The following is an 11,940-nucleotide window of genomic DNA, read 5'->3' as shown; positions in this document are numbered from 1 at the left end:
GTCAGTGGGGTCGCCGGCGTTCAGGCTATCCTCTCGCACAGCAGGTCGATGATGGCGTCGAGCCGAACCCCTTCGGCGCGCGCCGCGAAGGTCAGCGCCATGCGATGGCGAAGAACGGGATGGGCGAGGGCGAGGACGTCGTCGATCGATGGCGCGAAGCGTCCGTCGATGACGGCGCGCACTCGAACCGCGCGCATCAGCGCCTGCGACGCTCGCGGCCCTGGCCCCCATGAGACGCCGTCGCGGACGCGGGGGATGTCGCTGGTTTCCGGGCGGCCGCTGCGGACAAGTTCGAGGATCGCCTCGACGACGCTTTCGCCGACCGGCACGTGGCGGACCAGGCGCTGCGCCTCTACGAGCGTATCTGCGTCCATGACCCGGCGTGGTTTCTCTGTATGCGGCCCGGTGGTGGCGACCAGGATCTGCCGCTCGGCGTCCAGCTCCGGGTAATCCACGTTGACCTGCATGAAAAACCGGTCGAGCTGCGCCTCCGGCAGCGGGTACGTCCCCTCCTGCTCCAGCGGGTTCTGGGTGGCCAGTACATGGAACGGAACCGGCAGTTCGTGGTAATGCCCGGCCACCGACACCCGATGTTCCTGCATCGCCTGCAACAGCGCCGACTGGGTGCGCGGGCTGGCGCGATTGATCTCGTCCGCCATCAAGAGCTGACAGAACACCGGACCGCGGACGAAGCGGAACGACCTCTTGCCGGTCTCCGATTCTTCCAGCACTTCCGTTCCCAGGATGTCCGCCGGCATCAGGTCGGGGGTGAACTGCACCCGCCGTTCCTCGAGCCCGAACACGGTGCCGAGGGTCTCCACCAGCCGCGTCTTGCCGAGCCCGGGAACGCCGATGAGCAGCAAGTGGCCGCCGGCCAACAGCGTGATCAGGGTCTGTTCGACCACGCTCTGCTGACCGAAGATCACCCTGGCGATAGCGTCCCGCGCCAGGGCGACGTTCGCTCCCAGTTGATCGATGCCGCCAATCAGCGCAGAATTGTCGGGAGCGGTCCCGTTGTCGCTGGCAGTGATCAAGGTGTCTCTCGTGCTTAGTGGTGCAAGCAAGCCAACCCGTGCATGTGTGCCAACCCGGGCTTTTTTCGATCGGAATGCGGGCTTTCGAAGCTCGCATATCCGAAACATGGGTCTCCGGCGTCCGATGACCAGGGATCAACGACAGCGACTCTCGACCGCGGACGCTAGCCCCGATCTCCTCGGAGCGGACGTCCCCCCGGCGGGAGAGCCGACGTTTCTGCCGGACGCAGTCAAGCCGGCATCTCCTCGAGGACGGGTCATTTGCGCCGGGCTTGATATCAGCATCGACCGCGATGGAGTCTGGTTCTATCACGGTTCGCCCATCACGCGCAAAGAGCTGGTCTGCCTCTACGCGTCCGTGCTGGCCCGCGATTCGAGCGGCGCCTACTGGCTGGTGACGCCGGCGGAGCTGGGACGAGTGCACGTCGAGGACGTGCCGTTCCTCGCCGTCGAGATGTTTCGATCGGACGCGGGATGCGAGCCGGTCATCAGCCTCCGCACCAATGTGGACGAGATCGTCACCGTCGACGACGCGCATCCGGTCCGAGTGCACATCAACCCCGATAGCGGGGAGCCGATCCCCTACGTAACGGTCCGCCCGGGTCTGGAGGCGCGCATCCTGCGCCCCGTCTACTACCAGCTTGTCGACGCGGGGGTTGCGGAGACGGTCGACGACGCAGACCTCTACGGCATATGGAGCAGTGGCAGTTTCTTCCCCCTCGGCAGGCTGGACGGAGGTTCGTGATTGCGGAACTGACCCGAGACTGGCTGATGGATCGGTTTGCGGCGCGGGGCTCCGTGCCCGGCTTCATGCCGCTGACCGACACCGGCGAGGTCACACGCGGTGACCACACCTTGAATCCCGGCCTGCAGCCGAGCACGCCTTTGAAGAGCGCCGCCGTTCTCGTACCGCTCGTCGATTATGAAAGCGGCATGAGCGTGCTGTTTACCAAGCGCACCGCGCATCTCGCCCGCCACGCCGGGCAAGTCAGTTTCCCCGGCGGGCGCATCGAGGCCGGCGACGGCGGTCCGGTAGAAACGGCGCTCCGCGAAACCGAGGAGGAGATCGGGCTTGCCCCCGCCGACGTCGAGGTCATCGGCCATCTCGACACCTACGTGACCCGAACCGGCTTCGTCGTCACGCCCGTCGTGGGGATCGTCCAACCGCCGTGCACGCTGACGCCGGATCCCTATGAAGTCGCCGAGATCTTCGAGGTGCCGCTGGCGTTTCTCCTCGACCCCGTCAACCATCGGCGCTGCTCCAGGGAGTTCGAGGGGGTGACGCGTCATTTCTACGCCATGCAGTACGGCGGGCACTTCATCTGGGGCGCGACCGCCGGCATGCTGATCGATCTGTACGAGGTCCTGACCACGCCGGAGGCCGCCACGGTCTCAGACCGGTCGCCGGCACCGGCAGCCGAGGGCAAGGATCGAAGGGATTCGCTTGAACGTCGCTCCTGGGATCGCTGACGCCCGATGACGCGCGTCCTCCTCCAGTACCTGCTGCCGCTCATCCTGCCGACCCTGCTGTACCTGGGCTGGGCGTGGCTGAACCAGCGCGGGTCTCCGGGCGGAGCGGTCGAGCGGCTGCGGGAAGGGCCTTGGTTCTGGCTCGTTCTCGCCGGCGTCGCCCTGATGGCGGCGGCCCTTGTGGCGACGGCGCTGACGAGCGGCGTGGAGCCGGGCACACGGATCATCGCGCCGAAGTACCAGGACGGGCGCGTCATCCCGTGGCGCACGGAGTGAGCGCCGCCTTGGCGTGTCGCCCATCGCCGGGGGCCTGATGTTCCGGCGGCGAAGAGGCGCGGATCCCGGCCCGGCTGCGGACCAGCGCGAGATGGAACGGGTGGTGACGGTGCCCATCGCCGAGCCGGTCGGCGAGATCGCGCCGCAGCCGTGGATGACCGCGCCGCAGACCCGCGAGGTGCTGGATGCGCTGCACGCTGCCGGCGCCGACGCCCGGTTCATCGGTGGATGCGTTCGGGATGCGCTCCTCAAGCGCCCGATCCGCGACATCGACATCGCGACGCCGAAGCCGCCGGAGGCGGTGATGGCGGCGCTGCGCACGGCAGGGATCAAGGTGGTGCCCACCGGCCTCGACCACGGCACCGTCACCGCAGTCGTCGATACCGCCACCTTCGAGATCACCACCTTGCGCATCGACGTCGAGACCGATGGCCGCCGTGCCCGCGTGGCGTTCACCGACGATTGGATCGTCGACGCTGCCCGCCGCGACTTTACCATCAACGCCATGTCGTGCACGCCGGCGGGCGACGTCTACGACTACTTCGGCGGTCTGGAGGACCTCGGCCACGGACGCATCCGTTTCGTCGGCGATGCCCGCGACCGCATCAACGAAGACGTCTTACGGCTGCTGCGGTACTTCCGGTTTTATGCGCACTACGGCCGTCCGCCGGCGGACGCGGACGCTTTGGCCGCTTGCCGCCAGTTGGCGGCGGGACTGACTTTGCTCTCCGGCGAGCGGGTGCGGGTCGAGGTGTTCCGCACCCTGATGGCGAACGACCCGGCCGACGTGTTCCAACTGATGGCCGATGACCGGGTGCTCGAGCACGTGCTGCCTGAAGCCCATGGCATAGGCCGGCTCCGGCTGATGACCTGGCTGGATACACGGGCAATCCGCTTTGACTCGGTGGCGCCCGATCCTGTGCGCCGGCTGGCGGCGCTGCTGGAAACCGACGGTGCGGGAGCCCTGGCGGTGGCCGCGCGTCTCAAGATGTCCAACGACCAGACCCGCCGGCTGGCCATGATGGCGGAGCCACCGGAGCGCCCCTGTCCCGACACTGAAACCCAAGCCGTGCGCCGGGCGCTGCACCGCCTCGGCGCCGACACCGTCCGCGATCTGGTGCTGCTGGGCTGGGCCGGGGAGCTTGCGGTAAGGCCGCGCCTGCCGCACGAGCGCACTCAGGCGTGGATCGGCCTGATCGAGGCGGCCGACTCGTGGACGCCGGTGACTTTCCCGCTCCGCGGCCGCGACGTGCTCGCCCTCGGCGTTGCGCATGGCAGGCGGGTCGGTGCTCTGTTGAAAGCGGTCGAGCAGTGGTGGGAGGCGGGGGACTACGCGGCCGACCACGACGCGTGCCTCGCCAGGCTGCGGACGCTCGTGGAGGCCGGCTACTGAGCATCCGGCGCACTCGGCCGCGGCTCGCGCATCTTTGCGAGGCACGCGCGGCCATTTCGCGTTAGTGTTCGATCGGTGGTCGGAGAACGAGCCAAGGCAGGGAGGGAAGCATGCGCATCGGTGTTCCCAAAGAGATCAAGGTCCACGAATATCGCGTCGGGCTGACCCCGAACAGCGTCCACGAGTTCGTCACCCACGGACACAGCGTGGTGGTCGAGACCCAGGCTGGCGCCGGCATCGGCTGTTCCGATGACGACTACCGTGCAGTGAATGCCGAGATCGCAGACAGCGCCGAGGCGGTGTTCGGCGCCGCCGACATGATCGTCAAGGTCAAGGAACCGCAGGCGCAGGAACGCAGGATGCTGCGGGAAGGTCAACTCCTGTTCACCTACCTGCACCTGGCGCCGGATCCGGACCAGACCCGGGATCTCGTCGACAGCGGCGCCGTCTGCATCGCCTACGAGACGGTGACCAACGCGCACGGCGGACTTCCGCTGCTGGCGCCGATGTCACAGGTCGCGGGTCGCCTGTCGATCCAGGCCGGCGCCTACGCGTTGGAGAAAGCTCACGGCGGCAAGGGTATTCTGCTCGGCGGCGTGCCCGGCGTGGCGCCGGGCAAAGTGGTGGTGATCGGCGGCGGCATGGTGGGCGAGAACGCCATCATGATGGCCCTCGGCATGGGCGCCGATGTCACCGTATTCGACCGCAACGTCGACGTGCTTGGTCGTCTCGCCGGCCGCTTCGGCCCGGCCTTGAAGACCATGTACTCCACTGAGGCGGCCCTGCAGGACTATGTGCTGGAAGCCGACCTGGTGATCGGCGCCGTGCTGGTTGTCGGCGCCGAGGCGCCGAAACTCGTCACCGCCGACACCGTCAGGCGGATGAGTCCGGGCTCGGTGCTGGTCGACGTGGCGATCGATCAGGGGGGCTGCTTCGAGACGTCACGGCCGACCACCCACGCCGATCCGACCTACATCGTCGACGACGTGGTGCACTACTGCGTCGCCAACATGCCGGGCTCGACGCCGAGCACCTCGACCTACGCCCTCAACAACGTCACCCTTCCCTATGGCCTCGCCCTTGCCGACAAGGGCTACAAGGCAGCCTTGCTCGAAAACCCCAACTTCCGCGAGGGACTCAACGTCTGCCGCGGCAAGGTCACCCACAAGGCCGTCGCCGACGACCTCGGCTACAAGTACGTGGATCCGGTGACCGCACTGGAGGCCTGAGAGGCGTAACCGATCCTGAAGGTAGCGCCTCGACCGTGGGATGCATCGGGTGTGGCGGAACCGGGTTGAGGTGGGGTTGACGACAGGGCTTCGGCATGACGGGGGCGGGAGGATCGGCATCGGCGAGCGGGTGCTGGCCGAGGCGGTGCGCGTCCATGAGGAGGGGCGGGGAGCGACCCTGCATGAGCCGCAGGCGGATGCGGCGGGGCGATCGGCCGGCGGCGATCTGGAACGCCGCATCGTGGTGCGCGCCGGCGCCGTTTCGGTTGCGCACGGGTTGCGTCAGGCTCTGGCGCAATTGCGCGGCGCCACTATCGCCGCTGTCGTCATCGCCGCCGCCGTCGCCGCGGTGGCCGGTGCGACGGCGGCGCGCCTCGCGCTTGGCGCCTCCGCCGGCGAGCCCGCGAACTTCTTCTGGGTGCTGGGAAGCCTGCTTGGCGTGCACACGCTCGCGCTGCTGGTCTGGATCGTGATCATCTGCCTGCGGCCGGGTGACACCGTCACCGGCCTCCTCGGCGGCGCGGCATTGGCGTTGGGGCGCAGGCTCAACCGGCTGCTGCACCGCGGACCGCTGCACGTCGCGGCATCGCAGGCGGCCGCCGGTGTGTTTGCGAGCGGCGCCGTCGGCCGCTGGCTGTTGAGCAGCATCAGCCATCTTCTGTGGCTGGCGTTCCTCGTCGGGGGCCTGCTCATGGTGGTGCTGCTGCTCAGCACCCGCCAGTACAGCTTCGCCTGGGAGACGACGATCCTGTCGGCGCGAACCTACGTCGATCTCACCCGCATCCTGGCGATCCTGCCCGACTGGCTGGGGTTCCCGACGCCCGACGCCGGCCAGGTCGCCGCCAGCCGCTGGACCGGGATCGGCATCGAGGTACTGGCCGCGCGCGAGGCGTGGGCCGGCCTACTGGTCGGGGCGATCGTCGCCTACGGCATCGTGCCACGGGCGATGGCGCTGATGGTCGCGGTCGGCGTCTGGCGCGGCGCCTGCCGGCGGTATCGGCTCGACCTGACGCAGATCGGCTTCGCCCGGCTCGAGGCGCGGGTGATGCCGGTCGCCCACAGCATTGGGGTCGTCGACCAGGCGCCGCCGACGCCGGTCGAGGACGCCGCCAGCGGGCCGCCCGAAACACTGCCGATCGCGGCGGAGGGCCCGGCCGCCGTGCTGGGGCTGGAGATCGAGCCCCCGCCGGGCGGCTGGCCGCCGGTCCTTGACGGGGCGCGGTGGCTGGATCTGGGATTCGTCGACGACCGCGACGACCGAAGGCGGGTGGTCGAGCGGCTGACGGCGGCGCTGCCGCCGCCGCGCGCGGTGGTCGTGGTGTGCGCGCTGACGGCGACGCCCGATCGCGGCACCGCCGCGTTCGTGCGCATCCTGCAGGCAGAGAGCCGCGTTCCGGCGGTCCTGGCGCTGACCGGCGGCCACCGCTTGCGGGAGCGCGACCCGTCGGCGCATCTGGAACGGCGGGTGGCGGATTGGCGCCGCCTCGCCGCCCGCGCCGGCGTTCCCGACGATCGCGTGGTGGAGGTGGATCTGGACCACCTCACCGCCGCCAGCGGCCGGCGGCTGGCGACGGTGCTGGCCTTCGCGACCGATGAGGCGCCCGGCGGGCGTCGGCTGCGCCAGGCATTCGCGCACACGGTCACCCAGGCCCGCGGCTGGACCGAGGCGCCGGGTCCGGCGCAACAGGCGGAACTGCAGCGCGACATCGCACGCCTCTACCAGGGCGAGCGCGCCGCATGGCGAGACCTGCTGCATGTGCCGGCGGAGCTTCACGCCCCCCGCATCGACGACCTGCGCGCCGGGGCGGGGCGCATGGTGACCCTGTTGCCGGAGCGGCTCCGTATGAGCGGCCGGTGGGCGGCGGTGGGAGGATTGGCCGGGGCGGTCGGCTGTGTGGCGGCCGCAACTCTCGTTGCGCCGGTGGCGATCGCCTCGCTGCCGGCCTGGGCCGGGATCGGCGCGGCGGCGATGGCGCTGCTGCGGTCCGGCGGCGGCGGCGATGACGCCGGGCGGGGCGGCGCCGACGCGGGCGCGGGCACTGCGATCGGCGAGGCCGTCTCCGCCGCTGCCCTGTTTGCGCTGGTGCTGGAGTTGCAAGGGCGGGACGAGGCGGAGATTTCCCGCGTCCTCGATCGCGTCCTCGTCGAGGAGAACCCGCCGCCGATGGCGGACGCCGAAGCCGCCGCCGCTTGGCTGAACACGCTGGCAGCCCGGTTTGACGCCGTCGTCGCCGGGGAGATCCGCTCATGAGCGTCCCGTCGCGCCCGGTGCTCAAGGTCGCCGTGGTCGGGCACACCAACACCGGCAAGACCTCGCTGCTCCGCACCCTTACCCGCGACGCCGCTTTCGGCGAGGTCTCCAGTTCGCCCGCCACCACCCGGCACGTCGAAGGCACGGTGCTGCTGGTCGACGGGGCGCCGGCCGTCGAGCTTTACGATACGCCGGGGCTGGAAGATTCCATCGGTCTGCTCGAACACCTGGACGGGTTGGAACGCGACCGCGAAACTCCGTGGGTGAAGGTCGTCACCCGCTTCCTCGATGGGGCGGCCGCACAGGGACCGTACGAGCAGGAGGCCAAGGCGCTCAGGCAGTTGCTGGCCTGCGATGCGGCGCTGTACGTCATCGACGCCCGGGACCGGGTGCTCGGCAAGCACCGCGACGAGTTGGAGATCCTCGGCCGCTGCGCCCGGCCGGTGGTGCCGGTGCTCAACTTCGTTGCCAATCCCGAGGCGCGGACCGAGGAGTGGCGCGCCCATCTCGGCCACGTCGGCATGCACGTGGTCGCAGAGTTCGACACCGTGGTGCTCAACGAGACCGCCGAGCAGCGGCTGTTCGAAAAGATGCAGACGGTACTGGATTCGTTCCGGCCGACCCTGGAGGCCTTGATCCGCGAGCGGCAACAGCAGCGCGGGCGCCTGGTGCGCGCCGCCGCCGAAGTGCTGGCCGACCTGCTCATCGACGTCGCCGCGTACACGGTGCTGGTGCCGGCCGAAGGCGATCGCGCCGCTGCCGTCGAGGCGGTTCGCGCGGCGGTGCGCGAGCGTGAGCAGCACTGCGTGACGGCGCTGCTGGGGCTGTTTCGCTTCCGCCCCGATGACTACGAAAGCGATGCACTGCCCATCGAGGGCGGCCACTGGGGCCTTGATCTTTTCCACCCGGCCTCGCTGAAGCAGTTCGGCATTCGCGCCGGCGGCGGCGCTGCGGCGGGCGCGGTCGCCGGGCTTGCCATTGACGCCATGCTCGGCGGCGCATCGCTGGGTGCCGGGGCGGCGCTGGGGGCCACGGCGGGAGCGCTCTGGAGCAGCTTCGGCAGCCACGGCCGGCGCATCGCCGACTCGCTGCGTGGCGTCAGCGAACTCCGGGTCGAAGAGGCGACGGTGCGTCTGCTCGCGGTGCGTCAGTTGGAACTGGTGGCCGCCCTGCTGCGCCGAGGCCACGCCAGCCAGGACAAGATCCGCATGCAGGCCCGTGGCGACGAACACCGCCGCGTCTGGGCGAGGGACGCCCTGCCGGAGAGCCTGCATGAGGCGCGCGTGCACCCGCACTGGTCGCGGCTCGGCGGGGCCGGCGTCATCGCCGCGGCCGGAGACGGCGAACGGATGGCTGCCGAGCATCGTCTTGCCGACGCACTCTCTCACTCCCTGACCTGCGCCTCCGAGCCGCCCGCCGCACCACAGGGAGGCCATCTTGAGTGACGCCACGAACGCGGCCGGGCCCACCTTCACGCTCCATCAGAGCCGCTACGTCGAGGAGTTGGAGCGGGTCAGCGGCCGGCTGCGCGGCCCGATCTGCCAAATCGGATCCCGCGCCCAGATCGTCGACACCAAGCGCCTCAACTGGCGCCAGCGCCTCGCCGACAAGGGCTTCATCGGCGCCGATCTGGAGCCGGGCGACAATGTCGATGTCGTGTTCGACGTCTGCGGCGATCGCGAGGTCATCCGCAACGCGCTGGCGCCGATGCTGGCCGGGCGGCCGTTGCGGGGCTTCATCTGCGCTCATTTGTTGGAACATCTGCGCACGCCGTGGACCGCGGCGGACACCATGGCTGCGTTGCTGGCGCCCGGCGGCCAGATCTTCGTCCAGGTACCCTGGGTTCAGGCTTTCCATGGCTTTCCCGACGACTACTGGCGCATGTCGTTGTCGGGAGTAATGGCGCTGTTCGAGGGTCTGGAGTTGGTCGATGCGTTCTGGAGCGGCGGGTCGAGCGACGTCGCCTATCGCGTCTTCCGCAACGGCCGGCCGGATCACTCCCTGGCGGCGCGGCAGCTTGAGGCGACGGTGTTCCAGGTGTTGCTGCCGCCCGACGACAACAAAAGCCTGCTGAAGACCCTCAAGGACAAGCGCGCCTATCTTGCCCGCGGCTACATGCCGGCCACCGTGATCAACGCCCTCCTGCGCAAACCGCCGGCGAAGGTGTCACGTGCGGGCGCAGGCGAGGAGGGGGCCGAGCTGGGCGATGCGGTGGCGGATGACGCCGGCCCGGTGGCGGATGTAGGCGCTCGGCTTGACGGGTGAGAACTGACGAGGATCGGGTAGAACGGCGGCGAGAAGTGCCGCATGGCCCGCGTCCAGGTTGGAGGCGGCGCGGCCGAAGAACGTGCGAGATGCGGCTTCGGCGCCATAGATGCCGGCGCCGAACTCGGCCACGTTGAGATAGACCTCGAGGATGCGGCGCTTGCTCCACATGAGTTCGATCTGCGGGGTAAGCCACGCTTCCAGAAGCTTGCGGAGCGGATCCCGCGCCGGCCAGAGGAGAATGTTTTTTGCCGTCTGCATGGTGATGGTGCTGGCGCCGCGCGGGCGCTCCCCCTGGAACACGCGATCCAGCTGGCCCTTCAACTCCTTCCAATCGAAGCCGTGGTGCTCACAGAACCGGTTGTCTTCGGCGGCGATCACCGCCTCCGGCAGGTGCGGCGAGATGCGCTCCAGCGGCATCCAGCGCTTGTCCAGCCCCTCGCCCGCGAGCAGTCGGATGACCATCAGCGGCGTCAGCGGCGGGTCCACAACCGCATAAAGGGCGACGAGGACCGTCGGCGCGGCCAACAGCGCCAGTGCCGCGATCACCAGCCATTTACGGAACGACCTCAGAATGCCGCGAATCCGTTGGGATCTGGCCATGCTACGCGCGTTCTCGGGCCTCAGGTCCGAGTGATTTCCTCGTAGAACCGATCCACGTCGGCGCGCCGGCACAGTTCGCCGCCGGCGGTCATCACCGTGGCGGTGCCGGTGGCGACGGCAAGGCGGAACGCGTCCGCCGACGAACGGCCGCTGGCCAGGCCCCACGTCAGCCCGGCGACGAAGCTGTCGCCGGCGCCGACGGCGCTCTTCACGTCGACCGTTGGCGCCTTGAGGCGGAGGCTCTGGTCCGGCGTGACCAGCAGCGCGCCATCGGCGCCGAGGGTGAGGGCGACGATTTCGGCGCCGCGGCGAGCGATCAGTTCTCGGCAGAGGGTCTCCTGATCCTGGTCGGTCTCGGCTCTCCGGCCGGCAAGCCGCTCGAGCTCGTTCAGATTGGGCTTGACCATGTAGACGCCCTCCTTGAGCGCCTCGAACAGGGCTCGTCCCGCCGTGTCGAGCACCACCCGCACGCCCTTCTCTCGCGCGACGCGCGCCACCCGGGCGTAAAAGTCGTTGGGCACCCCGATCGGCAAACTGCCGGTGGCGACGATATAGTCGGTGGCGTATTCGAACGCGGCGTCGAGGAAGCTGTTCCATTCATGCTCGCTCATCACCGGCCCGGGCGGCGTCACGCGGAATTCTTGAGAGGTCGAGCGCTCGAACACGGTCGCGCTGGAACGCGTCGTTCCCTGGATCGGGATGGTGCGGGTCAGCAGTCCTTGCGCTTCGACAAGGCCGCGAAACTGCTGACCCGTGTGTCCGCCGGCGGTATGGATGGCGATGCTGTTGCCGCCCAGGATGCGGATCACCCGCGACACGTTGATCCCGCCGCCGCCCGGAAAGTGCAACGGCGCCGACGAGCGAAGCTTCTGGATCGGCACCACTTCGTCCACGTCCCACTGCACGTCGACGCTCGAGTTCAGGGTCAGGGTGACGATGTTGGTCATGCGCGATCTCTCCCCTCTGGTCTGCCGATCTTCGTCGAGCCGCCTGGCGCCGGGGATCATGACACAGCGGCCGGCCGCTGTCGGAGCGAAAATAACCTTGGCGTGGCCCGGTCCTACTCCCATCTCGTTGGCGGGACCCGACGGCGATCCCGCAACAACGGAACAGGGAGAACGGCATGATCAGGAAATCGCTCATCGCTGCTGCAATGGCCGCATTTATCGCGACTCCCGCTTTTGCCATGCATTGTCCTCAGGACATGGCCAAGATCGACGCCGCGCTGGCGAAGAACCCGCAGCTGACCGAGGAGCAACTGGACAACGTCAAGGACTTGCGGGCGACGGGCGAGAAGCTGCACAAGGATGGCCAGCACAAAGAGTCCGTGGAGGTCCTCGGCAAGGCGATGGAGATCCTCGGCATCGAGTAGCTGGGCGCGGCGCCGGGGTCGCCCTGGCCGCACCATTCTCTATGAGC

The 11,940-nt window shown here is 69.1% G+C and carries 12 protein-coding genes; 9 read left to right on the top strand and 3 right to left on the bottom strand.

The genetic code is table 11. The features are described from left to right. Positions 1 to 20 precede the first annotated feature (20 nt). Positions 21 to 1,142, bottom strand: coding sequence for a MoxR family ATPase (locus IPM60_00610; protein ID MBK8906444.1), 1,122 nt, complete (start codon positions 1,140 to 1,142; stop codon positions 21 to 23). 16 nt (positions 1,143 to 1,158) lie between these two features. Between IPM60_00610 and IPM60_00605 the strand changes: the two genes are divergently transcribed. The 8 genes from IPM60_00605 to IPM60_00570 all read left to right on the top strand — a co-directional run bounded on the left by IPM60_00605 (position 1,159) and on the right by IPM60_00570 (position 9,918). After that, positions 1,159 to 1,779: a DUF1285 domain-containing protein gene (locus tag IPM60_00605; protein ID MBK8906443.1), complete on the top strand. Its 621-nt coding sequence runs from the start codon at positions 1,159 to 1,161 to the stop codon at positions 1,777 to 1,779. 26 nt (positions 1,780 to 1,805) lie between these two features. Further along, positions 1,806 to 2,504, top strand: coding sequence for a CoA pyrophosphatase (locus IPM60_00600; GenBank protein MBK8906442.1), 699 nt, complete (start codon positions 1,806 to 1,808; stop codon positions 2,502 to 2,504). A 6-nt stretch (positions 2,505 to 2,510) separates the two neighbouring features. Continuing rightward, positions 2,511 to 2,780 carry a hypothetical protein gene (locus IPM60_00595; GenBank protein ID MBK8906441.1) on the top strand — a complete coding sequence of 90 codons (270 nt, stop codon included), beginning with the start codon at positions 2,511 to 2,513 and terminating at the stop codon, positions 2,778 to 2,780. Positions 2,781 to 2,871: 91 nt separating this feature from the next. Then, on the top strand, positions 2,872 to 4,173 hold the full coding sequence (locus IPM60_00590; protein ID MBK8906440.1) for a CCA tRNA nucleotidyltransferase: 1,302 nt from the start codon (positions 2,872 to 2,874) through the stop codon (positions 4,171 to 4,173). Between the two features lie 110 nt (positions 4,174 to 4,283). Then, a complete protein-coding gene (ald, locus tag IPM60_00585) occupies positions 4,284 to 5,402 on the top strand; it encodes an alanine dehydrogenase (GenBank protein ID MBK8906439.1) in 1,119 nt (372 codons plus the stop codon). Between the two features lie 70 nt (positions 5,403 to 5,472). Beyond that, entirely contained in the window at positions 5,473 to 7,653 is a 2,181-nt protein-coding gene (locus IPM60_00580; GenBank protein ID MBK8906438.1) for a DUF2868 domain-containing protein, read from the top strand. Continuing rightward, positions 7,650 to 9,098 (top strand): GTPase/DUF3482 domain-containing protein, encoded by a 1,449-nt coding sequence (locus tag IPM60_00575; protein ID MBK8906437.1) that lies wholly within the window; start codon positions 7,650 to 7,652, stop codon positions 9,096 to 9,098. Before IPM60_00580 ends, IPM60_00575 begins: the two co-directional genes overlap by 4 nt. After that, positions 9,091 to 9,918: a hypothetical protein gene (locus IPM60_00570; GenBank protein MBK8906436.1), complete on the top strand. Its 828-nt coding sequence runs from the start codon at positions 9,091 to 9,093 to the stop codon at positions 9,916 to 9,918. Before IPM60_00575 ends, IPM60_00570 begins: the two co-directional genes overlap by 8 nt. On the opposite strand, the gene mtgA is transcribed toward IPM60_00570, so the two are convergent. Together mtgA and IPM60_00560 are read right to left on the bottom strand one after the other, a co-directional pair. Then, positions 9,820 to 10,521: a monofunctional biosynthetic peptidoglycan transglycosylase gene (gene mtgA / locus IPM60_00565; GenBank protein MBK8906435.1), complete on the bottom strand. Its 702-nt coding sequence runs from the start codon at positions 10,519 to 10,521 to the stop codon at positions 9,820 to 9,822. The two genes, IPM60_00570 and mtgA, sit on opposite strands and share 99 nt — an antisense overlap. Positions 10,522 to 10,541: 20 nt before the next feature. Continuing rightward, positions 10,542 to 11,468 carry a 1-phosphofructokinase family hexose kinase gene (locus tag IPM60_00560; GenBank protein ID MBK8906434.1) on the bottom strand — a complete coding sequence of 309 codons (927 nt, stop codon included), beginning with the start codon at positions 11,466 to 11,468 and terminating at the stop codon, positions 10,542 to 10,544. Positions 11,469 to 11,644: 176 nt separating this feature from the next. On the opposite strand from IPM60_00560, the gene IPM60_00555 reads away from it, so the two are divergent. Beyond that, positions 11,645 to 11,893 carry a hypothetical protein gene (locus tag IPM60_00555; protein ID MBK8906433.1) on the top strand — a complete coding sequence of 83 codons (249 nt, stop codon included), beginning with the start codon at positions 11,645 to 11,647 and terminating at the stop codon, positions 11,891 to 11,893. Positions 11,894 to 11,940 lie beyond the last annotated feature (47 nt).

Source organism: Rhodospirillales bacterium, from assembly GCA_016710335.1.
Taxonomy (GTDB): Bacteria; Pseudomonadota; Alphaproteobacteria; order Rhodospirillales; family Defluviicoccaceae; genus JADJXQ01.
This window is presented reverse-complemented; position numbering and strand designations above follow the sequence as displayed.